23 protein-coding genes and 2 pseudogenes are annotated in these 24,737 nt (G+C 60.7%); 3 read left to right on the top strand and 22 right to left on the bottom strand.

The genetic code is table 11. From position 1 onward, the window contains the following. Positions 1–92: 92 nt before the first annotated feature. From AAIA72_RS16640 to AAIA72_RS16565, 16 genes are all read right to left on the bottom strand, one after another. On the bottom strand, positions 93–1,427 hold the full coding sequence (locus tag AAIA72_RS16640) for an APC family permease (protein ID WP_369601400.1): 1,335 nt from the start codon (positions 1,425–1,427) through the stop codon (positions 93–95). Between the two features lie 98 nt (positions 1,428–1,525). Continuing rightward, positions 1,526–2,263 (bottom strand): 23S rRNA (guanosine(2251)-2'-O)-methyltransferase RlmB, encoded by a 738-nt coding sequence (gene rlmB, locus AAIA72_RS16635; RefSeq protein WP_369601399.1) that lies wholly within the window; start codon positions 2,261–2,263, stop codon positions 1,526–1,528. A 2-nt stretch (positions 2,264–2,265) separates the two neighbouring features. Then, positions 2,266–4,701 (bottom strand): ribonuclease R, encoded by a 2,436-nt coding sequence (gene rnr, locus AAIA72_RS16630; protein ID WP_369601398.1) that lies wholly within the window; start codon positions 4,699–4,701, stop codon positions 2,266–2,268. Positions 4,702–4,722: 21 nt separating this feature from the next. Next, positions 4,723–5,691 (bottom strand): lipoyl synthase, encoded by a 969-nt coding sequence (lipA, locus tag AAIA72_RS16625; RefSeq protein WP_369601397.1) that lies wholly within the window; start codon positions 5,689–5,691, stop codon positions 4,723–4,725. After that, positions 5,684–6,346: a lipoyl(octanoyl) transferase LipB gene (gene lipB / locus AAIA72_RS16620; protein WP_369601396.1), complete on the bottom strand. Its 663-nt coding sequence runs from the start codon at positions 6,344–6,346 to the stop codon at positions 5,684–5,686. The genes lipA and lipB overlap by 8 nt, the downstream gene beginning before the upstream one ends. Continuing rightward, complete coding sequence (locus AAIA72_RS16615; RefSeq protein WP_369601395.1) at positions 6,346–6,612, bottom strand: YbeD family protein; 267 nt, start codon at positions 6,610–6,612, stop codon at positions 6,346–6,348. The genes lipB and AAIA72_RS16615 overlap by 1 nt, the downstream gene beginning before the upstream one ends. Beyond that, a complete protein-coding gene (locus AAIA72_RS16610; protein ID WP_369601394.1) occupies positions 6,605–7,483 on the bottom strand; it encodes an aminotransferase class IV in 879 nt (292 codons plus the stop codon). Before AAIA72_RS16610 ends, AAIA72_RS16615 begins: the two co-directional genes overlap by 8 nt. 13 nt (positions 7,484–7,496) lie before the next feature. Further along, on the bottom strand, positions 7,497–8,672 hold the full coding sequence (locus AAIA72_RS16605) for a D-alanyl-D-alanine carboxypeptidase family protein (protein WP_369601393.1): 1,176 nt from the start codon (positions 8,670–8,672) through the stop codon (positions 7,497–7,499). A 113-nt stretch (positions 8,673–8,785) separates the two neighbouring features. Next, positions 8,786–9,571, bottom strand: a complete 786-nt coding sequence (locus AAIA72_RS16600; protein ID WP_369601392.1) for a septal ring lytic transglycosylase RlpA family protein — start codon at positions 9,569–9,571, stop codon at positions 8,786–8,788. Further along, a complete protein-coding gene (gene mltB, locus AAIA72_RS16595; protein ID WP_369601391.1) occupies positions 9,571–10,533 on the bottom strand; it encodes a lytic murein transglycosylase B in 963 nt (320 codons plus the stop codon). The genes AAIA72_RS16600 and mltB overlap by 1 nt, the downstream gene beginning before the upstream one ends. A 31-nt stretch (positions 10,534–10,564) precedes the next feature. Next, positions 10,565–11,710 carry a rod shape-determining protein RodA gene (gene rodA / locus AAIA72_RS16590; RefSeq protein ID WP_369601390.1) on the bottom strand — a complete coding sequence of 382 codons (1,146 nt, stop codon included), beginning with the start codon at positions 11,708–11,710 and terminating at the stop codon, positions 10,565–10,567. Further along, on the bottom strand, positions 11,707–13,581 hold the full coding sequence (gene mrdA / locus AAIA72_RS16585; protein WP_369601389.1) for a penicillin-binding protein 2: 1,875 nt from the start codon (positions 13,579–13,581) through the stop codon (positions 11,707–11,709). Before mrdA ends, rodA begins: the two co-directional genes overlap by 4 nt. A 6-nt stretch (positions 13,582–13,587) precedes the next feature. Then, complete coding sequence (gene rlmH, locus AAIA72_RS16580; RefSeq protein WP_369603025.1) at positions 13,588–14,058, bottom strand: 23S rRNA (pseudouridine(1915)-N(3))-methyltransferase RlmH; 471 nt, start codon at positions 14,056–14,058, stop codon at positions 13,588–13,590. Positions 14,059–14,062: 4 nt separating this feature from the next. Continuing rightward, positions 14,063–14,431 (bottom strand): ribosome silencing factor, encoded by a 369-nt coding sequence (gene rsfS / locus AAIA72_RS16575; RefSeq protein WP_369601388.1) that lies wholly within the window; start codon positions 14,429–14,431, stop codon positions 14,063–14,065. 44 nt (positions 14,432–14,475) lie between these two features. Next, positions 14,476–15,174, bottom strand: coding sequence for a nicotinate-nucleotide adenylyltransferase (gene nadD / locus AAIA72_RS16570; RefSeq protein ID WP_369601387.1), 699 nt, complete (start codon positions 15,172–15,174; stop codon positions 14,476–14,478). Beyond that, the gene (locus AAIA72_RS16565) at positions 15,167–16,420 is read right to left on the bottom strand and encodes a glutamate-5-semialdehyde dehydrogenase (protein WP_369601386.1); all 1,254 of its coding nucleotides are present in this window, start codon (positions 16,418–16,420) and stop codon (positions 15,167–15,169) included. Before AAIA72_RS16565 ends, nadD begins: the two co-directional genes overlap by 8 nt. Before the next feature lie 113 nt (positions 16,421–16,533). On the opposite strand from AAIA72_RS16565, the gene AAIA72_RS16560 reads away from it, so the two are divergent. The 3 genes from AAIA72_RS16560 to AAIA72_RS16550 are packed head-to-tail and all read left to right on the top strand — an operon-like array spanning position 16,534 to position 20,004. Continuing rightward, entirely contained in the window at positions 16,534–17,562 is a 1,029-nt protein-coding gene (locus AAIA72_RS16560) for a GGDEF domain-containing protein (protein WP_369601385.1), read from the top strand. Continuing rightward, positions 17,546–18,553, top strand: a complete 1,008-nt coding sequence (locus AAIA72_RS16555) for a GGDEF domain-containing protein (protein ID WP_369601384.1) — start codon at positions 17,546–17,548, stop codon at positions 18,551–18,553. The genes AAIA72_RS16560 and AAIA72_RS16555 overlap by 17 nt, the downstream gene beginning before the upstream one ends. Further along, positions 18,553–20,004, top strand: coding sequence for a VTT domain-containing protein (locus AAIA72_RS16550; RefSeq protein WP_369603024.1), 1,452 nt, complete (start codon positions 18,553–18,555; stop codon positions 20,002–20,004). The genes AAIA72_RS16555 and AAIA72_RS16550 overlap by 1 nt, the downstream gene beginning before the upstream one ends. A 44-nt stretch (positions 20,005–20,048) precedes the next feature. On the opposite strand, the gene AAIA72_RS16545 is transcribed toward AAIA72_RS16550, so the two are convergent. The 6 genes and pseudogenes from AAIA72_RS16545 to AAIA72_RS16520 form a co-directional block, all read right to left on the bottom strand. Further along, complete coding sequence (locus AAIA72_RS16545; RefSeq protein WP_369601383.1) at positions 20,049–20,348, bottom strand: hypothetical protein; 300 nt, start codon at positions 20,346–20,348, stop codon at positions 20,049–20,051. Positions 20,349–20,537: 189 nt separating this feature from the next. Further along, positions 20,538–21,728 carry an MFS transporter gene (locus tag AAIA72_RS16540; protein WP_369601382.1) on the bottom strand — a complete coding sequence of 397 codons (1,191 nt, stop codon included), beginning with the start codon at positions 21,726–21,728 and terminating at the stop codon, positions 20,538–20,540. Continuing rightward, positions 21,725–22,180, bottom strand: a complete 456-nt coding sequence (locus tag AAIA72_RS16535; protein ID WP_369601381.1) for an acyl-CoA thioesterase — start codon at positions 22,178–22,180, stop codon at positions 21,725–21,727. The genes AAIA72_RS16540 and AAIA72_RS16535 overlap by 4 nt, the downstream gene beginning before the upstream one ends. Continuing rightward, a complete protein-coding gene (locus tag AAIA72_RS16530; protein ID WP_369601380.1) occupies positions 22,177–23,112 on the bottom strand; it encodes an HDOD domain-containing protein in 936 nt (311 codons plus the stop codon). Before AAIA72_RS16530 ends, AAIA72_RS16535 begins: the two co-directional genes overlap by 4 nt. 15 nt (positions 23,113–23,127) lie before the next feature. Beyond that, positions 23,128–23,250 (bottom strand): annotated as a pseudogene (locus AAIA72_RS16525) (hypothetical protein); the annotation flags it as partial. A 299-nt stretch (positions 23,251–23,549) separates the two neighbouring features. After that, positions 23,550–24,685: pseudogene (locus AAIA72_RS16520) on the bottom strand (acyl-CoA dehydrogenase family protein). Between the last annotated feature and the right edge of the window lie 52 nt (positions 24,686–24,737).

Raw genomic sequence — 24,737 nt, 5'->3', positions numbered from 1 at the left:
GGATTGATAAAGCCCCGATCCTTGTGACGGGGCTTCAGCTATACAACCCCATGCAAGGCCCGGAACAGTGCACCCTGTGACCTCAGGTCACTTTATCTTGAATCACGCGGCTCACCATAAGGAGGCCCCAGCTGGCAGGAATGGCGCTCGGTGATGACCCGCCCCATCACACGCTGGAGAAAGATTTCCGTACCCAATGCGACCAGGAAGAATGCCGTCAGCATCCAGACCAGTTCGGGCCTGTGATCCGCAGCATAAAGTGTGGCGAGTATCGCTGCACAGAGGCTGGCCACTCCCGCAGCGAGAATCCAGCCCCAGCGCGCTCGTGTCAGGTGCGTCAGGCGCAAATGACCGAAGTGAACAATCGCATGGACAAAGAGGATGGAGATTGAGCCCAAAAGTGCAATGCTGGTGAGGTCCAGCAGCAGATTGATGATCACAATGAGTGAAGAGGTGTAAATTAACCCCTTGCGGCTGTGCGCTATGGGCTCTCCGAAGGCGGCCGGCAACTCTCCCTTCCTGGCCAGCTCGAACGTCACATTGGTCACGGCATAGAGGTTGGCGTTAATGGCTGAAGCCGTCGAGACCAAAGCAGTTAACACCACCAGCACAAACCCGATCTCTCCGAAGACCGGTTTGGCCGCTGCCGCGAGGGCGTATTCCTTTGCCTCAATGACCTGCTGTACTTCCAGATTTCCCATCACAGCAATAGCCACCAGAACATAAAGTGCCGTGACCAGCAAAATGGCTGCCAGCATGGCCCGCGGTAATGTTTTGGCGGGATTGGGCATGTCTTCGGCCGTATTGGTAATGACACGGAATCCCTCATAGGCGAAAAAGGTGACCCCAAGTGCATTGAACAAGGCACTTGGTTGCGGATAGGTCGATGGAGAGAGGCGCTGCGGATCCATGACTGCGATCCCTGCGATGCCCATCGCGACCAGAACGCCGAATTTGATGACGACAGTAATCGCTTCAACTCGGGTCACATCTCGCGCCCCGCGCAGATTGACCGCCATGAATACCAACACAATCAGACACGAGAGCAGTATCGCAACCGGGTGCTGCCATGCATCAGGTAGCAGCGAGGCTGCGTAGGCACCAAACGCTTTTGAAATGAGTGATAATGAAATGACCGCTGCAATGTACAGAAGAATGCTCATGCTACCGGACAGGGTGCCCCGCCCCCATGCCTGGACCAGATACTCGACAACTCCCCCTGCGGCAGGGAAGGTCGCACCCAGTCGTGCCAGCGAATAGCCACTCAGAAGGGCAATCACACCCCCTATCAGAAACGATACCCAGACACCGCTCCCGGCAATGGCACCGGCTTCTCCCAACAAGGCAAAGATACCAGCACCTACCATGGCACCGATACCGAGAAACACTGCACCCCAAAAGCCAATGGGTTGTCCACTCTGATACATGGAAATACTCTTCAGGCCAACGCTGTTCCGTCAAACTGTCCGACACATTCCTTTCTGGGGAATGATCCATTCTTTTTCAAGCACACACGTGCGGACGATCAGGCCAGTCGCTGACGCACTGCCTCGAACAGACAGACACCGGTGGCCACCGAGACATTCAGGCTGGTGACTTCACCTGCCATGGGCAGCCGGACCAGATGATCGCAGGCTTCACGGGTCAGTCGCCGCATGCCCTTGTCCTCCGCCCCCATGATGAGCACCAGCGGGCCGCGCAGATCCTGTTCCCACAGCAGCTGCTCAGCCTCGCCCGCGGTACCCACGAGCCAGATGCCCCTTTCCTTGAGCTGATCCAGCGTGCGTGCAAGATTGGTCACCCGGATCAGGGGTGTGAATTCCGCTGCACCACAGGCTACTTTGCGGGCAACCGGTGTCAGAGGGGCAGACTTGTCCTTGGGCACAACAACGGCGTGAACCCCGGCGGCATTTGCCGAACGCAGGCAGGCCCCCAGATTGTGCGGGTCGGTGACACCGTCAAGGATCAGTAGAAACGGGTCAGCATCCAACTGGTCGAGCAACTGCCACAGGTCGGCTTCATTGGCCTGCCGATCCGCCTTGAGCAGGGCAATCACCCCCTGATGTCGGCCACTGACAGCGTGATCAAGATCCGCGCGGGGTACCACTTCCACGGGAATGTCCCGCTGCCGGGCCAGATCCAGCAGGGCACGCAGGCGCTTGTCCTCTCTCCCCTGCTGAACCTGAAGCCGGTCGATCTGGCCGGGACGCTTGTGCAGCAGCGCCTCCACCGCATGGAGGCCAAAGACCAGATTGTCCGCCACGCTCAGCGCCCCTTCTTCTTCGAGGGCGTGTTCGGCCGGCTCCGCGAGGCCCGGGCTGAACCGCTGCCACCCCGCTTGCCCTGGGTGTTGGCCTTGCCCTGGCCGCCGCCCTTGCTGCGACCACCACTCTTGCCCCGGCCACCCTTCTCTTCTTCGGCCCACTGCCGCGTGATGTCATCCTTGGCGGAACGCTTGCGCTTGGGCGCCTGAACGAGCTCGAAGTCAATCTTGCGTTCGGCGAGATTGACCCGTGCAATCCTCACCTGAACCTCGTCACCGAGACAATACACCTGCCGTGTGCGCTCACCGACCAGGCGGTGCCGTACGTCGTCGTACTGATAGTAGTCACTCTTCAGAGCGGAGACGTGCACGAGACCTTCAACATAAAGGTCCTTGAGCTCGACAAAAAGCCCGAAGCCGGTGACCGCCGTGATGACACCGTCAAACACATCCCCCACATGCTCTTCGAGGTATTCGCACTTGAGCCAGGCCATGACATCCCGGGTGGCTTCATCAGCCCGCCGTTCCGTCATGGAGACGTGTTCACCGATCACCACCAGATCCTCCACCGTATAACGGTAGGTGTCTTCCGGTGTCAGCGGCAGGGCATCCGGGGCACGCTTGAGGTGCCGGCTGCTTTTGCCGCTGCGCAGCAGCCATCGGATGGCACGGTGGTTGAGCAGATCCGGATAACGACGAATCGGAGAAGTGAAGTGGGTATAGGCTTCGTACGCCAGACCGAAGTGCCCGTTGTTTTCGGGCTTGTACACGGCCTGACTGAGCGAGCGCAGAATGACGGTCTGAAGCACGTCCTTGTCCGGACGGTCCTGAATCTGTTCCACCAGCGCCTTATAGTGTTCCGGGCCGGGCTTGTCGCCACCGCCCAGCTGCAGCCCTCTTTCGGCAAGGAAGGCGCGCAGCTTTTCCAGACGTTCGGCAGCCGGGCCGTCGTGAACGCGATACAGGATGGGTACCTTGAGCTTGGTCAGCATCCGGGCCGTGGCCACGTTTGCCGCCAGCATGCACTCTTCGATAATGCGGTGAGACTCGAAGCGCTGCACGGGCCGGATGTCTTCGATCTTGCCTTCCTCGTTGAAGTATACCCGGGTTTCCACGGTTTCGAAGTCGATGGCGCCCCGCTTTTCACGTTCCTTGCGCAGTGCGCGATAAACGGACTGAAGTGCCTTGAGGTGCGGCATCAGGTCAGCACGCTTCTGGCGCTTCGCTTCGGCTTCCTCACCTTCGCCGTTGAGCAGCACTTCCACTTCGTCGTAGGTCAGCCGCGCGTGGCTGTGCATGACGGCTTCATAAAAGGTGAAGCCGCTCAGCCGGCCCCTGGAACTGATGGTCATCTCGCAGACCATGCACAGACGATCCACCTGTGGATTCAGGGAGCAGAGGCCGTTGGAGAGTTTCTCCGGCAGCATGGGGACAACCCGGTTGGGAAAGTAAACGCTGTTGCCCCGCTCATAGGCTTCCTGATCCAGAGCGCTGCCGGGTTTCACGTAATGGGAAACGTCCGCAATCGCGACCCAGACGCGCCAGCCACCCCAGCGTTTGGGTGCACAGTAGACGGCATCATCAAAGTCACGGGCATCCTCGCCATCAATGGTGACCAGCGGCAGGTGGCGGATGTCGATGCGGCCGCTCTTTTCCGGTTCGGTCACTTCATCCGGCAGACGGGCCACTTCCTCTTCCACTTCCGGCGACCAGCGGAAGGGAATCTTGTAGCTGCGCAGGGCGACGTCCACTTCCATTCCCGGCGCCATGTGATCACCGACGATTTCCACGATCCGGCCCATGGCGGCGCGCTTGAAGTCCGGCTGGCGGGTGATTTCGACCACGACGATCTGACCGGGCTGAGCACGCAGACTGCCGCTTTCGGTGATCAGGATATCTTGGGTGATCTTGGGATTTTCCGGGATGATAAAGCGTACGCCATCTTCTTCAAAATAACGGCCCACCACCTGTTGGGTGTTGCGTCCGACCACTTCGACGATGCGGGCTTCACGACGGCCCTTGAAGCCTTTGCCGTCCTCGCGGACCAGTACCACGTCATCTTCGAATACGGCCTTCATCTGGCGCGGGTTCAGGTACAGGTCGTCACTACCGTCTTCGGGGCGGACAAAACCGTAGCCATCCTTGTGGGCGATGACACGGCCCTTGATGAGCTGCATGTTGGACACGAGACCATAGGCACCGGCCCGGTTGCAGATCAGCTGTCCATCCCGGCACATGGCGATCAGGCGGCGGCGCAGTGCTTCGCGCGCGTCCTCGCCCTTGAGACCCAGTATGCGGTTCAGCTCCTTCTGGGTCGCCGGGTGCCCCAGGTCACGGAGGACCTCCATGATGTACTCCCGGCTGGGGATGGGGTTTTCATATTTTTGTGCTTCACGATCCTGAAAAGGATCCTTGGTCAGACTTTTCTTCTTTGACATTCACTCTTGCCTTGTACGCCATCAGGAGACGTTTTCTCCTGCAGCTTGTTTGTCCGCGTGGTACGAAGACCGTACCAGCGGTCCGCTGGCCACTTGCCTGAATCCGATTTCATACCCGTACTCCGCCAGCTGGCGGAACTCGTCCGGGGTGACAAAACGTTCCACCGGCAGGTGGCTCTTGGAGGGTGCCAGGTATTGTCCCAGCGTCAACATGTCAACGTCGTGTGCACGCAGATCGCGCATCACGGCCTTGACCTCTTCGATTTCTTCACCCAGCCCCAGCATGAGGCCGGATTTGGTCGGCACACCGGGCACGCGTTCCCTGAAACGCTGCAACAGATCCAGTGACCATTCGTAGTCCGCCCCCGGGCGTGCCTTGCGGTACAGGCGGGGAACGGTTTCCAGATTATGGTTGAACACATCCGGCGGACATTCGGCCAGTGCATCCAGCGCCACATCCATGCGCCCGCGGAAATCGGGCACCAGGGTTTCGATTTTCAGTTCCGGAGACAGCTTGCGCGCCTCTTCGATGCAGCGGGCAAAGTGGGCTGCCCCGCCGTCACGCAGATCATCCCGGTCCACGGAGGTGATCACGACATAGCGCAGCCCCATTTCCGCGATCGCCTGCGCGAGATTCAGCGGTTCATTCTCGTCCAGCGGATTGGGACGTCCATGCGCCACATCACAGAACGGACAGCGGCGAGTACAGATGTCTCCCATGATCATGAATGTGGCCGTACCATGACTGAAACACTCGCCCAGGTTCGGGCAGCTGGCTTCTTCGCAGACGGAACTGAGCTTGAGGCGACGCAGCTTGGCCTTGATCTCGGCCACGCGGGGTGAGGCCGGCATGCGGACGCGTATCCAGTCCGGCTTGCGCGGCATGCGGTCTGTCGCGATGACCTTTACCGGGTTGCGGGAAACCTTTTCTTCTCCACGCAGCTTGACGCCCCGCTCAAGGCGACGGGGACGGGCGTGTTCATCAGTCATGTCGTGTCATTCCTCGTTCATGCGTCACCGGATTGTGTCCGGTCCGACGAATCAGTTCGTCTGTCAGCCGTTCGGTGACGGCGTCCAGGGTCACACCCTCGGCCAGATCGGCCAGCTGGGTCATTTCCAGGCCCGCATAGCCACAGGGGTTGATGCGGCGGAAGGGTTCGAGATCCATGTCCACGTTCAGTGCCAGTCCGTGAAAGGAGCAGCCCCGGCGGATACGCAGCCCCAGAGAAGCCAGCTTGCGTCCGTCAACATACACGCCCGGTGCATCCGGTCTGGGATAGGCGGTGACCTTCCAGTGCGCGGCAGTGGCGACAATGCTCTCTTCAATCAGCGAGACAAGATCTCTGACCCCCAATTTGAGACGAGGCAGGCGAAAAAGTAAATACGCCGTAAGTTGACCCGGCCCATGATACGTGACCTGCCCGCCCCGATCCACCTTCACGACAGGAATATCTCCGGGCGCAAGGACATGTTCCGCCTTGCCCGCCTGCCCCTGAGTATAGACCGGGTCATGTTCGAGCAGCCAGAGTTCGTCAGGGGTATCTTCCGTGCGGGTCTCGGTGAAGCGTTTCATCGCTTCCCAAACGGGTTCGTACGGTTGCCGGCCCAGATGGCGGACAACCAGCGGGACTGATCCGGTGGTCATCACAGAACCATGTGAATGCCGGTATCCTGTTTGAGTTCTCCAAACAGGGCCTGAAGCTGATCCACACCGGTGGCGCGAATCCAGATGCGCAGGGACATGAAGCGACCCTTTGCGCTGTCCTGTACTTCAATGCGCGACTCGTCCAGATCCGGCGCGTGACGACGTACGACCGTTACCACGCGCTCGTGGAAGTCGTCCGTTGCGTCACCGATAACCTTGATCTGGTAGTCGCAGGGAAATTCAATTTTGGGTGCCTTGTCAGCCATGTGTCTTTCCGACCTCTGATAGCATGGTATCCAGATAGGCCTGCATGAGCGTGTGCCAGACGGGCCCGGGCGCGCCCAAACCGACGGGCTCGCCGTTGAGCCGGATGACGGGCACCAGGTGACGTGTGGAGCTGCTCAGCCAGATTTCGTCCGCCTCTTTCAGCAGGGTTTCATCCACCGGGCCTTCTTCCACCGCCAACCCTTCCCGGGTCGCCACTTCCAGAACGCGCTCACGGGTGATACCGGAGAGAATATGCTCATCCGCCAGCGGCGTGATGATCTCGCCTTCACGCACGACGAATACATTGGCCGCCGAGGCTTCCGTCACCAGGCCATTTCGGACGAATATGGCGTCTTCTGCATCTTTTTCAAGGGCCTGCAGACGTGCCATCACACTGGCCAGCAAAGCGATGCTCTTGATGTCGCAGCGCTGCCAGCGAAAGTCCGGTACCGTGACGGCCGAAATACCCTCTATCTGGTCAAGCTTGAGGGTGCGCGGATCCGCCAGCTCCTGACACATCATGAAGATGGTCGGTTCGGGTACTTTTTCCGGCAGATGCTCACGCGAACCGCCATTGCCCCGCGTCACCTGAAGATACAGGCTCTGACACCGGCGTGTGTTGGCCTTGATCAGAACAGGAATGGCCTCTTCTATCAGCGCCCGATCCGGCATCTCCAGTCCGATGGCCCCGCCACTGCGATACAGGCGATCAAGGTGCTGCGTCAGGCACCACGGTGTACCCGCAACAACCGGGATGACTTCGTACACACCGTCTGCGAACAGAAATCCCCGGTCAAAGGGAGAAATCCGGACCTGCGCCGCTTCAGCAAGATGGCCGTTCAGCCAGGCCCAGGGCAACACCTTCGCCATGATCAATCCTCCGTCAGGACAGCAGGCTCTTGAAAAAGAGCAGGATGGTGTGCCAGAGACGCTTGAAGAAGCCGGCTTCTTCCACATCCTCCAGCGCCACGACAGGCACCTTGGCGACTTGCTGATCATCCAGCCGGATCACAAGCTCACCCAACTCCTGTCCGGTCCGGGCCGGCGCAACAATCAGACCCGGCACATCCACGTTGGCCTTGAGGTCATCCTTGCGGCCCTTGGGCAGGGTCACGACCACATCGTTGGCGACACCAAGAGCCAACTGATCTTTCTGCCCTTTCCAGATCTCTGCGTCCAGCACTTTCTGCCCTGCATTGTAGAGCCGCGCGGTTTCAAAGAAACGAAAGCCATAGTTGAGCAGCTTCAGGGTCTCCTGGGCCCGGGCTTCCTCGCTCCGCGTACCCATGACCACTGAAATCAGACGCATGCCGTCCCTTTCCGCCGACGCAACGAGGCAATAGCCGGCCGCCTCGGTATGCCCGGTTTTCAGGCCATCCACACTTTTATCCCGCCAAAGCAGGAGATTACGGTTGGGCTGACGGATGTTGTTGTAAGTAAAATACTTTTGTGAATAGATCTTGTACTGCTCGGGAAAGCGCTGGATGATCGCTTGCGCCAGCAGAGCCAAGTCATAAGCTGTACTGTAGTGGTTTTCTGCCGGCAGGCCCGTGGCATTGACATAATGGGTATCCTTCATGCCCAGAAGCTGGGCATGCTGGTTCATGATATCGGCAAAGGCATCTTCGCTGCCGGCCAGATACTCGGCCACGGCGACGGAGGCATCATTGCCCGACTGCACAATGATGCCCTTCATCAGATCACCCAGACGAACCCTGGATCCTTCGCGTACAAACATCTTGGAACCACCGGTCTTCCAGGCACGAACGCTGATGGGCACCTCATCGTCGTAGCTCAACTCACCCTTGGCAACTTCGTACTCGACCACATAGGCCGTCATGAGCTTGGTGAGCGATGCCGGGGGCAGCCGCTCATGACTGTTTTTCTCGGCAATGATGTAGCCGCTGTTGGCATCCATCAGGATATAGGACTTGGCGGCCACCTGAGGCGGTGCGGGAATCAGAAGCGGCTGTGCGGCCTGAGCACTACCTGCAACCGACACGACCACGGTGAGGCAGATCAGGAGGGTATGTACAAGCTTCCTGGCAATCACAATCATGTTTTTTTCTTTCGTTTTATGGTGGTAAAGGATGGTGTTGGGCCCAAATGGTAACTGATTTACCGTGCGGGCGCACGCAGGCAGAGCCGGCTAACAGGATTTTAAGGGAATGCTTACCGCCAGGGCCGCTGAATAACCAGGGTTTCGAAGCGACCAGTCCGGGCCAGCAGTTCCTCGTGGTAACGGGCATCTGCCTCGGTGGCAAAGGGCCCCACCCGAACCCGAAAGATTTTCCCCGTTTCGTCCGGCACATAGAATGTATTCTGGTCCAGCAGGTTGGCCACCTCATTGGTCAGCTGAATGGCGCGCGGCTCGCTGCTGACGGCCGCCACCTGAATGTAATAACCCAGACGCGCCGGCTGTTGTGGCCTTGCGTTCACTGAAGCGTCCGCCTGCGGTGTCAGCGCCTCCACGCGGACACGTGCCGTGCCCTTGTCCGCATAGCCCAGCTTTTTGGCCGCAGCCCAGGACAGGTCAATCAGCCGGCCACCATGAAACGGCCCCCTGTCATTGACACGCACAATAACGCTGCGCCCGTTCTCCAGGTTGGTCACACGCACGTAGGTCGGCAGAGGCAGCGTCTTGTGAGCGGCCGTATAGTCATACATGTTGTAGATTTCGCCGTTGGAAGTCCGGTAGCCGTGAAATTTCTTTCCGTACCAGGAGGCAATCCCTTCTTCCACGTAGCCCCGGGCTGAGGCCATGACATGGTAAGTTCTGCCGTTGACGGTGTAGGGGCTCTTGTTCCCGCCCCGACTGGGCGGTTCGTAGCGGGGTTGGGGTTCTGTCGCGGTGATCACCCGCTGTGCATCCGGCCCCGAATCCTGAGACTGATGATAACGGGATGACGCACACCCCGCCAACAAGGCAACGACCAGTATCAGCCCCCAGATTCGCATCAATAGGCCTCGCTCAACTGGTACACCGCCATGGCATACATGTCGGAATGATTGTAACGGGTAATTACGTAAAAGTTATGAAACGTCAGCCAGTATTCCGTACCCTGCTCTCCTTCCAGCCTGATCAGCCTGGCGGGCGTATCACCGGGCTGTCCCAGCGGATCGGTGATCCCGATGGTTTTTAATTGAGCCAGCGTGTGTACGGGTTTCTGTTTGCCTGGCAGCCATTCATCCGCAACCGGCGTCTTCGGAGACACCCGGACTGCGACCGGCTGCCCCTTCTTCCAGCCATGCTCGGCAAAATAGTTGGCCACACTGCCAATGGCATCCTCCACATTGGTCAGGATATTGGCAACCCCGTCACCGTCAAAATCCACGGCATAGCGGCGGTAGCTGCTGGGTATGAACTGGCCATAACCCATGGCACCGGCGTAGGATCCCTTGACCGTCAGCGGGTCCATTTTCTGTTCCCGGGTCATGAGAAAGAACTCGCGCAGTTCCTTGCCGAAAAAGGCGGATCGTGGCGGATAGTCAAAGGCCAGGGTGGACAAGGCATCCACCACACGGTACCCGCCCTTGTGCCGGCCATACCGGGTTTCCACGCCAACGATTGCAGTGATGATGCGTTTCGGTACACCAAAGGTGCCCTCGGCCCGCTCCAGGGTGGGCTGCTGAGCCTTGAGAAAAGCACGGCCCTTTTCAATGCGGTCATGGGTCAGAAAGATCTTGCGGTAATCACGCCACTCCAAGACCCGTTCTGCGGGACGGGCGATGGCTTCCAGAATTTTGGGCTGTTTTTCCGCCGCATCCAGCCAGCGCCGGACATCCGCTTCCCGAAAACCATCTTCCGCCACAAGCTGCCGGATGAATTGTTCCGCCTTGGGGTGATCCAGATAGCTGCCCCAGGTAGCCGGAGCCGCCATTATCAGACCAAGCAGCAGACTCGTGATTCGTTTCATCATATACAGGTTCCCTGAATGGTTGTGCCCCGCATCAATAACCCAGCATTCGCCGGTGACTGTGCATGGACATGATCATGCCAAACGCGCTCAGCAATGTCAGTATGGACGTGCCGCCGTAACTGATCAATGGCAACGGCACACCGACAATGGGCAGCAGACCGCTGACCATCCCCATGTTCACCACCACGTAGACGAAAAAGGTCAGGACCAGGGCTCCCGCCACCAGCCTTGAAAAGGTATCCTGAGCGGTCACGGCCAGATACATCCCGCGGCCGATGATGAGCGCGTAAAGCGTCAGCAGGGCCAGCACCCCCACATAGCCAAACTCTTCCGCCAGCACGGCAATAATGAAATCGGTATGACTTTCGGGCAGGAAGTCCAGGTGGGATTGCGTGCCTTGCAGCCAGCCCTTGCCCCAGAGTCCTCCCGAGCCGATTGCGGTTTCGGACTGAATGATGTTCCACCCGGCTCCCAGAGGGTCCTGAGAGGGATCCAGAAAGGTGAGCACCCGCTGTTTCTGGTAGTCATGCATCCCATAAAACCAGAACAGGGGCGCGCCGATGGCCACAATCACCGCAAAGCCGGCAATCCAGCGCCAGCTCAGACCTGCCATGAAAATCACGAAGATGCCGGATGCCGCGACGAGTATGGCCGTCCCCAGATCCGGCTGCCTGAAGATCAGCAGAGCGGGGACCAGACAAATCAGCAGCGCGCCCAGCAAATGCTTGAGAGAAGGCGGCAAACTCCTCCGGGAGAGGTAAGCCCCGACCATGACCGGCACCGCAACCTTCATCAGTTCCGAGGGCTGAACCCGGATGCCCAGCCCCGGGATGGCCAGCCAGCGCTGTGCCCCCTTGGCATCGGTACCGGCAAACAGGGTGGCCACCAGCAGGACAATGCCCATCAGATAGACGGGCAAGGCAAAACGGCGATAGGTGGATGGCGGAATCTGTGCCAGCACGATCATGCTGCAAAATCCCAGCCCCATGTAGGCAGCCTGCCGGTAAACCATGCTCAGATTGCCATCGGCACCACTGTAGAGCACGACCAGCCCCCCCAGACACACCATCAGCACCAGCGCCATCAGCAGCCAGTCAAGGTGGAGCTTGTCTCCCAGCCGGCTGGATGACCAGCCGGGTCCATGCTCGAGCTGCCGGACAAAATCACGCTGACTCATGGTCTGTTCTCCGCCACTTCCGTTCCGTCCAGCTCTTCCGGCGTCCGGTCGAGCAGCCAGGCATCAAAGAGCTTTCGGGCGATGGGGGCTGCCGCCGTACTGCCGCCACCGCCGTTTTCCACGACCACTGCGACGGCAATTTTCGGGTCATCCAGCGGCGCGAAGCCCACGAAGAGGGCATGATCCTGAAGCCGCTCGGCCAATTCTTCCTTGTTGTATTTCTCACCCTGCGGGATACCCACCACCTGAGCCGTCCCCGTCTTGCCTGCCATCCGGTAGGGTGCACCCAGGGCAGAACGGCGCGCCGTGCCATGCCTGTCATGCATGACCGCTTCCATGCCCTTGATCACATGAGACCAGGCCCAGGGATTCTTGACCGACACATCGGGATGAACTTCACGTGGTGTCCAGACTTCATCACCGGCGTTCTGCAGCAGATGAGGCACCACCCATTTGCCGCGATTGGCCAGCACGGCCGTCATGGTGGCCAGCTGCAGCGGCGTGGTGACCATGAACCCCTGTCCGATGCCCATGTTCAGTGAATCACCGTGATACCACTTGCGCCCCCTGACCGCTCGCTTCCATTCCCGCGTGGGCAGAATTCCGGCGCTGGCATCCACCACATCATCGGCAGTGACGCTGCCGATCCCGAACATGGCCAGATACTGGGCCATTCTGTCCACACCCAGTTTGTAGGCCAGATCGTAGAAATACACGTCACAGGACTCGGCAAGCGAGATATTCAGATCCACCCATCCATGACCACCGCGTTTCCAGTCTCGGTACAGCCGGTCGTCGCCTTCCAGCTGATACCAACCCGGATCCCAGAGACGATACTCCGGAGTGACCACTCCGGTGTCCAGTCCGGCCAGGGCAATCACCGGCTTGATCGTGGAGCCGGGCGGGTAGCGTCCCCGGGTCGCCCGGTTGAACAGGGGCAGATCAAGGGAATCGCGCAAGACCGAGTAGCGTTTGGTGCTGATACCCGTGACGAACCAGTTGGGGTCAAACGCCGGCTGGCTGACCAGCGCCAGAATTCCCCCGTCACGGGGATCGATGGCCACCACTGCCCCGCGCTGCCCCTTCAGCGCGTCGGCTGCCACCTGCTGCAGCCGGACATCCAGCGTCAGGCGCAGATCCTTGCCGGGCACGGGTGGCGTCTTGTCCAATACCCGAAGCACCTGCATGCGGGCATCCTTTTCCACGGTCTGAAAACCGGCATCACCATGCAGCAGATCTTCGTAGAAGCGCTCCACCCCGGTCTTGCCGATGTAATGGGTACCGTCATAATCCGCCGGATCCAGCTTTTCCAGCTCACGTTCGTTGATCCGTCCCACATAACCCACCGCATGGGCGAACAGGTCGCCGTAAGGATAACTGCGAATCAGCTCGGCGCTGATTTCCACCCCCTTGAGACGGTGACGATTGACCGCAATGCGTGCGATTTCCTCATCAGTCAGGCGGCTGCGAATGGCAACCCCCTCATATGGCCTGCGCCTGCGTCTGAGGCGCTTCTCAAAGGACTCCAGATCGTCTTCGTCCAGTTCGATCAGCATCCCGAGCTCATCAATGAGCCCGGACATGTCCTTCACGTGCTCGGGCACGATCAGCAGCGAGAAGGTCGGCTGGTTGTCGGCAATCAGGTTGCCGTTCCGGTCCAGGATGAGTCCGCGGGTGGGCGGAATGCTCTGCAACTGCATCCGGTTCTTGTCCGACAAGGTACGATACACCTTGTGCTGCTCGATCTGCAGGTAGCCGTAACGCCAGGCGAGTACCGCGAAGCAGCCGAGCATGACGATGACGCTGACGATGGCCCGGGCAAGGAAAATGCGCCGTTCGCGTCTGGGGTCCTTCAGTTCACTGACGGCCATGGGGTCTCAGGCTCTGTGGTAGGGGTGACCGCTCAGCAGGGTCCAGGCACGATAAAGTTGTTCGGCCAGAACAATGCGAACCAGGGGGTGCGGCAGGGTGAGCGGTGACAGCGACCAGCGTGCATCGGCACGACCCAGCACCGCATCGGACAGGCCGTCCGGACCTCCGATCAGCAGTGCCACATCCCGCCCCATCATGCGCCATGTTCCCATCCATTCGGACAGGGATTCGGTGCTGTGAGACTTGCCACCGACATCCAGCGCCACCACGTAGTCGGTGTCCCTGAGTCGGGCAAGCAGACGCTCGCCCTCATCCATGCACAGTTTTGCGGAAGACGTGTTGCGGGTCCGCCGTGCAGCCGGCACTTCGACCAGCTCCAGCGCCATGTCACGGGGCATGCGCTTGCTGTATTCCTCGTAACCGGCCTGCACCCAGCCGGGCATCCGTTCCCCCACGGCAAGCAGGCGAATCCGCATGTGATCAGTGCCCGGCAGACTGAAGCGGTTCGGAGGCGGCACCTTCGGCAGGCGCATCCTCCCAGAAACGCTCCAGATCGTAGAACTCCCGTGCCGCGGGCAGCATGACGTGCACGACCACATCGCCCAGATCCACCAGGATCCAGTCGGATGTGCCGCCACCTTCGACGCCCTGGGCCCGGATGCCCTGCTCGCGGGCTTCCGAGACCACGTTGTCGGCGATGGACTTGACGTGCCGGTTGGAGTTTCCGCTGGCAATGATCATGTAATCCGTCACGCTGGTGCGGTCATGCACATCCAGCACTCGGATATCCTTGGCTTTCATGTCATCCAGGGCATTGACAACAAGATCTTTCAATTCGTTGGCTTGCATAGGCTCCGGTTTCACAGGGGAATGAATGGAATCATGGCCGACTATCACTGCTGATAGAGCCGGTGGGTCTGAATATGGGTGTAGACACCATCCGGCACCAGATAGCGAATGGACTTGCCGTTTGCGACGGCGGCCCGGATTTCGGTGGATGAGATATCGAGCAATCTGAACGTGCGCTCGTGTATGCGCCCGAACGGGGCGTGTATCAGATCGAAAAGTGTATCGGTCTCGTGTGTACTCAACAGGTCTTTTACGGGGCCATCGAATGGCCTGTCCTCTCCGGGTCTGTTCATGACCATTATATGCGCCAGCCGGACAATTTCCAACCAGCGATGCCAGGTATGAAAGTTCCGGAACGCATCACGGCCCATGAGCAGGATCAGTGCGACGTCCGGTCCGAATTCGTAACGGAACGACGCCAGGGTATCCACCGTATAGCTGGGGCCTGAACGGTAGAGTTCGCGGGGATCGGCAACAAATCCGGGCACCCCCTCGATGGCGCTCTCCAGCATGCGCAGGCGGTCTTGTGCACCGGCACCCGGTTGGGCCCTGTGCGCGGGCTGTGCACAGGGCAGCAGGTGAACCGGTACCCGCCCCGTGGACACGCCGAGACAGTCGGCCACGGCGGCCTGAGCTTCAAGCACGTTGCGCAGGTGGGCCACATGGACGGGATCGAAGGTCCCCCCGTACAGGATACGGACGGGGGGCATGCCGGAAGACCAGGATGCCGATGGGTCAGACACGGATGTGGCCGTCTCCGAAGACGACATATTTCTGTGAGGTCAGCCCTTCCAGACCGACAGGGCCCCGGGCGTGAATCTTGTCGGTCGAAATGCCGATTTCCGCACCCAGTCCGTACTCGAAGCCGTCAGCAAAACGGGTTGAGGCATTGACCATGACCGAGCTCGAATCCACCTCGCTCAGGAAGTGGCGTGCCCGGGTGTAGTTTTCGGTCACGATGGCGTCCGTATGGTGAGAGCCGTAGGTATTGATATGCCCGATGGCCGCTTCCATGCTGTCCAGCACCCGGATGGACAGGATGGGCGCCAGGTATTCGGTGGACCAGTCCTCTTCCGTCGCCGGCAGGGCATCAATGATCTGCCGGGTGCGCTCGCAGCCACGCAGTTCCACGCCCTTCTCCCCAAAGGCAGTCGCCAGGCCGGGCAGCACACGGGCCACCACGGCCTCGTGAACCAGCAGGGTTTCCATGGCGTTGCAGACACCGTAGCGGTGGGTCTTGGCGTTCAGTGCGATGCGGTGGGCCTTGTCCGGATCTGCATCTCTGTCGATATAGACGTGGCAGATCCCGTCCAGATGCTTGATGACCGGCACCCGGGCTTCCCGGCTGATCCGCTCGATCAGTCCCTTGCCGCCACGCGGCACGATCACGTCCACGTATTCCTGCATGGTAATCAGGTGCCCCACAGCTTCACGGTCTGTGGTTTCCACCACCTGTACGGCACTCTGAGGCAGGCCGGCCGCTTCCAGTCCGCGACGGATGCAGGCTGCGATGGCCTGATTGGAATGAATGGCCTCACTGCCCCCGCGCAGGATGGTGGCATTGCCGGATTTGAGGCAGAGGCTCGCTGCTTCCACGGTCACGTTGGGCCGGGATTCGTAAATGATACCGATCACACCCAGGGGAACACGCATCTTGCCCACCTGAATGCCGGAGGGGCGATATTTCACATCCGTGATCTCGCCGACCGGATCCGGCAACGCGCCCACCTGCTTCAGCCCCTCAATCATGCCGTCAATACGTGCCGGCGTCAGCTCCAGCCGGTCCAGCATGGCCGCATCCAGCCCGTTGGCGCGGCCGGCTTCCAGATCCTTCCGGTTGGCCCCGGCAAGCGCTTCGCGGGACGCTTCAAGTGCCTCGGCAATGGCGTTCAGTGCAGCATTCTTTTCGGCAGTACTGGCCCGCGCCATGGCCCGGGACGCCTCTCTGGCCCGCTGCCCGGTTTCGATCATGTAAGCTTTGACATCCATCCCGTACGATTCCCCACTCAGGATTTTCTTGCGTCTGAGCCTGACTAACACAGGCTGCGGTATTATACTGGCCTCAAACAGGCCAAACAAAAAAAGACCTCAAGGCGTATTCCATGGCAGGAATGATAACCCCCATAGAATTGAATGACCAGTTGCGCTGCCGCGTTTATCGCCTCGCAGCCTTTGTGATGGCCGTGCTGATGCTGGGCTGCCTCATCAGCGGGCGCTATCCGGTGGCGGCCATCGCCGGTGCCTTCGGTGCGCTGCTGTGGATCAACAGCTGGTTCGTAGCACACGGGCATCAGCGTGCCTTCGAAAATCTCTCCAATGCCCTCATGGCCCTGCTCTGCCTGCTGACGCTGGTGGCTGTGGCACGCTTTCCTCAAACGGCCGAGCACTGGAGCTATCTGGTGCCGCTCGTGGCCTTTCTCATCTATCGGCTGAAGGTGGCGACCACGCTGGTCACAGTGTATTCACTGGTCCTTTCCGCGGCCCTGGTCACCCTGTATCACGGCCCGGAGCGCATTCAGATCTTCTTCACCTACCTCGCCGTGCTCATGCTGACCGTGGCCTTTGTGTATCTCAGGGAGATTCGCGAGGAGCAGCTCAAGCCCCTGAGGAAGACGGACAATCTGACTCAGGCGCTGACGCGGGAATATCTGATCCAGGATCTGGAAAAGGAAATCCAGCGCAGTGAGCGCGAGGGAACGGACCTGTCCGTCATGGCACTGGGACTGGATCCGGAAAGCGTTGCAGGCCTGGACGAGGAAGGCCGGGATCTGCTGCTGCACCGGCTGGGCCGCCTGCTGCACGGGACGCTGAGACTGTTTGACAGCTATTACCGCCATGACGACACGCGCTTCGTGATCATCCTCCCCCATACCGGATCCCGGGCAGCACTGAAGACCAGTACCCGCCTGCGGCGCGCCATCCGCGAGACACTCAGCGATGACCGGCAGGCGGTGACGGCGAGCGTGGGATTGGTGACGCTCAACGCCGGCGATGATGCCCACAGCCTGATCCGACATGCCCTGATGGCGCTGGAGCAGGCACGGCGACAGGGACCAAGCCAGAGCGTGGCCTTCGAGGAGCTGGCACCCGAGGAGAGTGAACAGGGAGGCGTCCATGCAGATTCGCAATGAAAACCTGTTGCGGGCGCGCACCCTGGTCACCCTGTATCTGGGCCTCGCCGCTCTATTTCTGCTGATGGCGCTCCAGAATGTCCGTTACGGCCTTTACGATCTGTTCTACATCGGTCTGATGCTGGTGCCGGTCTGGGCCGGCGGCGCGGTACTGAGCTGGTGGATGCGCAACCGTCCGCAACACCAGCCGGGGCATGTTCTGATTCTGGTCACGCCGGTGGCTGGCGTCTTCTGGCTGATCCTCGCTGGCCATCCCGCGGCGGTGCACTGGCTTTATGCCGTTGCATTGATCAGCTTCATTGTCCTGCCGCTGAGAACGGCCTTTCGGGTCAATACCGGCATTCTGGTACTCATGGCGGTTGCGCTGGGATGGCAGAGCGGGTTTTATGACAGTCTGAGGTTTGCCACCAGCTATGCGCTGCTGGCAGGTCTTGCCGGCATGTATGCGTATCTCTATCACCACAAGACCCGCTATTACGTCACCCAGACGCATCATGATCCGCTGACCGGTGCATTCAATCTCCGCCATCTGGACTTCACGCTGAAACAGGAAGTGTCCCGCTCCGAGACCACCGGGCATCCGCTCTCCCTGATTGCACTGGAAGTGGACTATTACGACCAGCTTCTGGACGTGCATGGCCAGAACATTACCCAGGAGGTGATTGTCGCTCTGGCACGGCAACTTCAGGGCATGACGCGTGCCGGCGACAGCCTCTACTATGACCGCAACGGACGGTTTTATCTGTTGTTGCCCAACACGCCCGAAGAAGGCCTGCTGGTCATTGCGGAACGTGTTCGCCGGATGGTTGAGGAAACCGACTGGCCGGAAGTGCATTCGCTGACAGTCAGTGTCGGCTGCTTCACGCGTCCGGCCGGCATGACCGAAGACCGCACGCTGCGTGACGTGGTGGATCTGGCGCTGCAGCAGGCACAGGCCAGCGGTCACAACCGGGTTCAGCTTGGACAATTCGTGGGCTCAGACGCAGCGTGATGGACGGTCAGGTCTTCCTCGATTGGCTCAATGCCCATCCGGACTGGATCACCTTTGCCGTAGCCTTTCTGTCCCTGGTGGAATCGCTGGCCATAGCCGGGATGATCGTGCCCGGTGTTGTCCTGCTCTTCGGTGCGGCAGGATTGGCCGGCAGTGCAGGCATTCCTGTCTGGGAAATCCTGGTAGCCGGTGTGGTGGGTGCGCTGTTGGGAGACGGGATCAGCTTTGCACTGGGGCGGATCTTTCATGAGCGCATCCGGACACTGTGGCCACTGAATCGCTATCCGAACCTGCTGGATCAGGGGGAACGCTTCTTCCACCAGCATGGCGGCAAAAGTATCGTGCTGGGCCGCTTTGTCGGCCCCCTGCGCGCCATCATGCCGCTGGTGGCAGGCATGTTCGGCATGCCGGCAGGGCGTTTCCTGCTCTTCAATTTCATCTCGGCGCTGGGCTGGGCGCCGGTGTACCTGCTGCCCGGCTATGGTGTCGGGCTTTCCGTCTCAGACGAGCGAACGGTTCCACCCGGCTTTTACCCGACACTGATTTCACTGGTGCTGCTGCTGGGGGCCCTGGCCGGTCTCTTTTCACTCCTCCACTGGCACGTACGCCCGGAAGGGCGGTTCTACAACTGGCTTGTGCGCCATGCACGCCAATGGGCAGTGGTTCGCCTGTGGATGCGGCGCATGGCCAGTTACCGGCACGGATACCCCGAGTATCCGCTTCCGTCCCTGCTCCTGGCGTTGAGCAGTCTGGTGGCCTTTGCATTGCTGGCGCTGCTGGTGGTACACGGGCATCGCATCTGGATTCTGAACCAGTGGATTGCCGGAGAGGTCACCGTTCTCCAGGCGCTCGGGGTACGCTCGGCCATGGCCGTGATCACGACACTGGGTGATCCGGCATTTCTCTATCTGGGCTTCATGGCGATTGTGGCGGGGCTATGGGTCACCGGGCGGCACTGGCAGGCCGCCGTGGGTGTCATGCTCACCGGACTGATGACGCACCTGTCCACCTCGGCCATGAAACAGGCCTTTGGTATCGTCCGGCCAGACGGCGGAGCGGTTTTCCACAGCGGCGCCTTCCCGAGCGGACATGCCGTAGGGGCCACGGTGCTGACGGGCCTGCTGGCGACCTTCATTGCACGGGAACGTCCCAGGCGGGAGCGCTGGCGAATTTACCTGATGGCGGCCCCCTTTCCGCTGCTTGTGGGCATTTCCCGGGTGGTGCTGGGCGTCCACTGGATGACTGACGTGGCAGGGGGATGGCTCTGGGGCCTCTTTCTGGTGGCCACGTTCCGGGTGCTCTTCAGCCCGCTCGATCGGCGTCCGGTCTGGCCGGGTACACAGGGCTACAGGATGGTACTGGCGGTGGCGGTGCTCTGGCTCGCCTATGCCGTACTCAGGTTGCCGGATACCCTGCACCTGTACGGCGCAGGTATCACGCTCCCGTCATGACGTCATGGGCCCGCCAGTTCTGATGCTGACTGGCGGGAGCCCTTTCAGTCGCGCCGCTGCACGACAGGTGGTGCAGAGTTCCCGGAATCGCCCTGCCCCGGCCCGGGAGGCTGGTCCTTCCCGGGCGCCGAACCGGCCTTCAGTGCCGGCCATTCGGCAAAGGCCAGAAAATAGATCAGCGCCAGATTGGCCAGCGGCACCAGAATCAGCAGGCTCAGGGCACCGTGATAACCGGCCCGCTCACAGATCCGCCACATGGGCCAGACCACCAGTATTGCCGCGATCAACCACCCCAATCCCATGGTACCTCCCCACATGCCGTGACTCCATCCAAATCCCATCATGGTCGTTCCTCCTCAGGTCAGGAACCTCCCGGCCTCTTGGCCACCCTGAGCCAGCCCTGCGCTCTGGTGACTTCGGCTCACTGTCCGACCGGTGTCCACCATTCAAGATGGGGGCAGAACCCGGGATCACAAGATCCGGTACGATATTTCGTCGATCCTTGCCTGGCGTGTCCTGAACCGCTGACCCCGTCAGGCTGCCCTGGCCACCCGCCATTGCCAGAGCATGGCCAGCCCGGCGAGCATCGCGCCTGCGACAAAGGTGAATGTGCTGCCTGCACTGCTCCACAGCCCGCCGGCAATGACGCTGGCCAGCAGCAAGGCCGCGCCCGTGACCAGATTGTAGAGCCCGAAGGCCGTACCTCGCAGTCCGGCGGGTGCCTCGGCAGCCACCATGGCCGACAATACCCCTTGCGTGGCCCCCATGTGCACGCCCCAGACCAGAATACCCCCGAACAGAGCGGGCAACCCCGAGCCCAGCGCCAGCATCAGGTCAGCCACCACAAGCAACCCCATTCCCAGCGCCAGCACCCGGCCGGGCGGCCAGCGATCCGCCAGGCGCCCCAGGGGCCAGGCACTCAGGGTATAGCTGATGTTCATGACAATCAGGACCAGCGGGATCCAGCCCAGCTTCAGGCCGGCTTCCTGCACCCGCAGAATCAGAAAGGCTTCCGAAAACCGGGCCAGGTGGACCAGAAAAGCCAGGACCAGCAGGGGCACGAAGGTGCGCGGCAGTTGTTTCAGTGCCCCGCGGCTCAGGGGAAATCGTCGTGGCGCAGCCTCCCGGCCGTCATCCGGCGCTTGTACACGCGGCGGCTCCCGGACCCAGATGAGAATCACAGCGATGGCCAGCGCGGCGGGCACGCCTGCCACCCAGAAAACCGCCCGGATGTCGTCATTCAGAAGCGCCATGAGCCCGAGTGCGGCCAGCGGCCCCAGTACCGCACCCATCGTATCCATGCTCTGACGCAGGCCGTAGGCACTGCCGCGCAGGGATTCCGGTGTGACGTCCGCGATCAGGGCATCACGGGGTGCGCCCCGGATACCCTTGCCGACGCGGTCGATCAGCCGCGCAGCCAGGATATGCACGGGCATGGTGGCCAGCGGGAAGAAGGGCTTGGTCAGTGCGGCCAGCCCGTATCCGGCAAGAATCAGTGGCTTGCGCTTCCGCCAGTAATCGGAAAGCGCTCCGGAAAACACCTTGAGCAGGTGCGCCGTGGCCTCTGCCAGACCTTCAATGAGACCCACCGTCACCATGCTGGCACCCAAGGAGGTCACCAGAAAGACCGGCAGCAGAGCGTGGATCAGTTCCGAGGACATGTCCATGAGCAGACTGACCACTCCCAGCGCGATGACGCTGGCCGGCAACCTGCCCCGGGTCATTCGGGCGTACTCCCGAGCAGACCGAGCACACAGGCCGGTACGGGAACCGCTTGCTTGTTGCGGTAATCAAAGAAGACCAGGGCCGTGCGGGCCCGCGCCACCATCCGGCCGCTCGCGGATTCCGCAACGCGATAGAGGAGCTGGCAACTGCGCTGCCCGACATCCGCTACCATCATGTCCACACGCAAGGTTTCCCCCAGATGGGCTTCACTTTGGTACTGAGCCTGCAGATCGGCCACGATGACGCCGGCACCGTCAAGGTGCTGTTCATCCATTCCGTGACGAGCGAACCAGGCCTTGCGCACCTGATCCAGCATGACCGGGATGGCAGTGAAGGCCAGATGATGGGCTTCGTTGATGTGCATGGCCTGAACTTCGACCTGCACAGTAAAGTCCACAAGGGGCAGATCCGGGATCCGGGTACGCGGGAGCTCAAGCTGTCGTGGCGTCATGCAGTGAGTGTCCGCTTGAGTTGCTGAATATCGTCTTCCGCCATGTGCAGCACCTGCAGGCTGCGCTCGGGTGTGAGTTCGCCCAAGGCCAGTTTGCGGAAAGCCGGCACCTGGTCCATGGGCGGCAGGCCAATCCGGTGTTCGCGGACGGCCTGATGCATCTGGGCGATGATGACCACATCCGCATAGGTGGCCTGATCCTGTCCGCTTTCCCACTGCCAGTCTTCCGCGTGCGTCACCACCTCGATGAGGTCGCCGGCAAACTGCCAGTGCTGGAGAAGCGCCGCGCCAATATCGGCCTGGGTTTCCGAGATGAGGCGCTCGAGCAGTTCCGGGTTGCTGACCAGCTGCGGCTGATCTTCCGCAAAGAGAATGGCGGGGATGGCGCCGATGTCGTGCAGAATGCCGGCCAGCACCGCGCGTTCACGGCTCAGGCCGGGCGTCATGTTGGCCAGCACGCCGGAAAGCGCTGCAATCTGGATGCTATGCTCCCAGAGCCTTTGCATGCGCTGGCGCAAGGCTGCGTGGCGCGTCGAGAACAGCTCCCGAAGCGCATAGATGGTCACCAGCTGACGGGTCGCCTCCAGTCCCAGACGGATCACCGCATCCTTGCAGCTTTCGATCTCCCGGAACCCGCGAAACAATGGGCTGTTGGCCACGTGAATGAGCTTGGCCGTCATGGCCGGATCGCGGGTGATCAGCTGAACCAGGTCATCCACCGAGCAGTCCGGCCGGTCGGCTGCCTGACGGATCATGAAGGCCATGTCCGGCAGGCTCGGCAGGCGCAGACTGTTCTGCTTCAGCGCTTCCTGAATGGCGGCGATCAGGGCATAGGCCGGGTCATCATCAGCCCGGATGTCCGAAACACCGTAGCCCTGACGGGGCGCCTCCCGGATCATCTGGTTCAGTGTTGCCTGCTCCACCACCAGCATGACCACTTCCGTGTCCGAGAGTACGTCGTACTGACGGGGTTGCAGATGGGCAATGGCCTGGGCGGCAGAGGGAGAATCGGGGTTCAGATGAATCTCACGGCCGTCCTGGGCGCGCAGCCGGATCCGGCCCTCCCACAGGAAATAGTCCCAGGCGTCCTGACTGCCACGCTTGAGAATGAGGCTGCCCGGGGGTAGCGCCGGAATTCTGCCCTGGCAGAGAGGACCACACGCTGCTCATCGGAAAGGCGCGCCAGTGCGGCAAACCGCTTCATGCGCTCGTACACCGGCACAGTGAGGGCACCCGAATCCTTCATTCCCTTTACCCCTGTCTGGTTGACAGGGCCAGTGTACTGCACCTGCCGGATTTTGACCACCCGGCAGTCGTTACGGGCACGGAGCCGGGCCACCCGGCCCGGTTGTGCCCGCGATCAGCCGGCTCAGAGCGAGCGGGCGACAATTTCCTTCATGATTTCATTGGTGCCGGCATAAATGCGCTGGACGCGGGAATCGGCCCAGGCCCGGGCAATCGGGTACTCCCACATGTATCCGTATCCTCCGTGAAGCTGGACACATTCGTCCATGACCCGACACTGCAGGTCCGTGGTCCACTGCTTGAGCATGGCGGCGGTCGGCACGTCCAGCTTGCCGTTCAGATGCAGTTCCAGACAGCGGTCGAGAAAGACTCTGCCTGCCGTGATTTCCGATTTCAGTTCCGCCAGCTTGAAGCGGGTATTCTGGAAGGCCATGATGGGTTTGCCGAAAGCCTTGCGCTCCTTGCAATAGGCGATGGTCCACTCCAGTGCGGCTTCACAGGCGGCCATGGCGGTGATGCCGACCAGGAGGCGTTCCTGGGGCAGTTCCTGCATGAGCTGAATGAAACCCTGCCCTTCCGCGCCCAGCAGGTTGTCCTTCGGTATGCGCACATCCTGGAAAAACAGTTCCGAAGTATCCTGAGCCTTCAGACCCACCTTCTTGAGATTGCGTCCCTTCGAGAAGCCTTCCCAGCCTGACTCCACAACAAAAAGGGTGATGCCCTTTGCGCCCTCCCCGGCTTGGTCTTGGCCACGACGATGACCAGATCCGCCATCTGGCCATTGGTAATGAAGGTCTTGGAGCCGTTGAGTACGTAGTGATCCCCGTCAGGCAGTGCGGTGGTCTTGACGCCCTGCAGGTCGGAACCTGCTCCGGGCTCGGTCATGGCGATGGCCCCGATCATCTCGCCGCGGGCAAGCTTCGGCAGATAGCGGGCCTTCAGTTCCTCGCTGCCATAATGGAGGATATAGGGTGCAACAATGTCCGAGTGCAGCGCAAACCCGACACCGGAAAGGCCAAGACGGGCCAGTTCTTCGATGATGACGGCTGAAAAGCGGAAATCGGCACCCGCCCCGCCATATTGTTCCGGCAGAGTCGGGCACAGGAAACCCATTTCCCCGGCCTTCTCCCAGAGTGCCCGGCTGACCTGCCCGGCTTCTTCCCACTGATCGTGATAGGGAACCGCCTCCTGCTCCAGGAACTTGCGGAACGCGTCTCGGAATCCTTCGTGGTCGGCATCAAACAGGGTTCTGGGAATCATGGTCACCTCGGCATGTTGTTGTCATTTTCTTCAGTCTGACAACTCGCAGGCC

This window comes from Thermohahella caldifontis (assembly GCF_041153465.1).
Lineage (GTDB): Bacteria > Pseudomonadota > Gammaproteobacteria > Pseudomonadales > Oleiphilaceae > Thermohahella > Thermohahella caldifontis.
The sequence above is the reverse complement of the archived record's forward strand: the minus strand, read 5'-3'. Positions and strand labels throughout refer to the sequence as shown.

Excerpts from the sequence above, each read along its gene's own strand:
- rsfS (WP_369601388.1), bottom strand. The coding sequence starts at position 14,431 with ATGCAAGCCAACGAATTGAAAGATCTTGTTGTCAATGCCCTGGATGAC.
- AAIA72_RS16560 (WP_369601385.1), top strand. The coding sequence starts at position 16,534 with ATGGCAGGAATGATAACCCCCATAGAATTGAATGACCAGTTGCGCTGC.
- rlmH (WP_369603025.1), bottom strand. The coding sequence starts at position 14,058 with ATGCGGATTCGCCTGCTTGCCGTGGGGGAACGGATGCCCGGCTGGGTG.
- AAIA72_RS16535 (WP_369601381.1), bottom strand. The coding sequence starts at position 22,180 with ATGACGCCACGACAGCTTGAGCTCCCGCGTACCCGGATCCCGGATCTG.
- AAIA72_RS16605 (WP_369601393.1), bottom strand. The coding sequence starts at position 8,672 with ATGATTGTGATTGCCAGGAAGCTTGTACATACCCTCCTGATCTGCCTC.
- AAIA72_RS16550 (WP_369603024.1), top strand. The coding sequence starts at position 18,553 with ATGGACGGTCAGGTCTTCCTCGATTGGCTCAATGCCCATCCGGACTGG.
- AAIA72_RS16555 (WP_369601384.1), top strand. The coding sequence starts at position 17,546 with ATGCAGATTCGCAATGAAAACCTGTTGCGGGCGCGCACCCTGGTCACC.
- rnr (WP_369601398.1), bottom strand. The coding sequence starts at position 4,701 with ATGTCAAAGAAGAAAAGTCTGACCAAGGATCCTTTTCAGGATCGTGAA.
- AAIA72_RS16545 (WP_369601383.1), bottom strand. The coding sequence starts at position 20,348 with ATGATGGGATTTGGATGGAGTCACGGCATGTGGGGAGGTACCATGGGA.
- rodA (WP_369601390.1), bottom strand. The coding sequence starts at position 11,710 with ATGAGTCAGCGTGATTTTGTCCGGCAGCTCGAGCATGGACCCGGCTGG.
- mltB (WP_369601391.1), bottom strand. The coding sequence starts at position 10,533 with ATGATGAAACGAATCACGAGTCTGCTGCTTGGTCTGATAATGGCGGCT.
- lipB (WP_369601396.1), bottom strand. The coding sequence starts at position 6,346 with ATGACCACCGGATCAGTCCCGCTGGTTGTCCGCCATCTGGGCCGGCAA.
- AAIA72_RS16600 (WP_369601392.1), bottom strand. The coding sequence starts at position 9,571 with ATGCGAATCTGGGGGCTGATACTGGTCGTTGCCTTGTTGGCGGGGTGT.
- AAIA72_RS16640 (WP_369601400.1), bottom strand. The coding sequence starts at position 1,427 with ATGTATCAGAGTGGACAACCCATTGGCTTTTGGGGTGCAGTGTTTCTC.
- AAIA72_RS16615 (WP_369601395.1), bottom strand. The coding sequence starts at position 6,612 with ATGGCTGACAAGGCACCCAAAATTGAATTTCCCTGCGACTACCAGATC.
- lipA (WP_369601397.1), bottom strand. The coding sequence starts at position 5,691 with ATGACTGATGAACACGCCCGTCCCCGTCGCCTTGAGCGGGGCGTCAAG.
- AAIA72_RS16530 (WP_369601380.1), bottom strand. The coding sequence starts at position 23,112 with ATGCTGGTGGTGGAGCAGGCAACACTGAACCAGATGATCCGGGAGGCG.
- AAIA72_RS16565 (WP_369601386.1), bottom strand. The coding sequence starts at position 16,420 with ATGGATGTCAAAGCTTACATGATCGAAACCGGGCAGCGGGCCAGAGAG.
- mrdA (WP_369601389.1), bottom strand. The coding sequence starts at position 13,581 with ATGGCCGTCAGTGAACTGAAGGACCCCAGACGCGAACGGCGCATTTTC.
- AAIA72_RS16610 (WP_369601394.1), bottom strand. The coding sequence starts at position 7,483 with ATGGCGAAGGTGTTGCCCTGGGCCTGGCTGAACGGCCATCTTGCTGAA.
- AAIA72_RS16540 (WP_369601382.1), bottom strand. The coding sequence starts at position 21,728 with ATGACCCGGGGCAGGTTGCCGGCCAGCGTCATCGCGCTGGGAGTGGTC.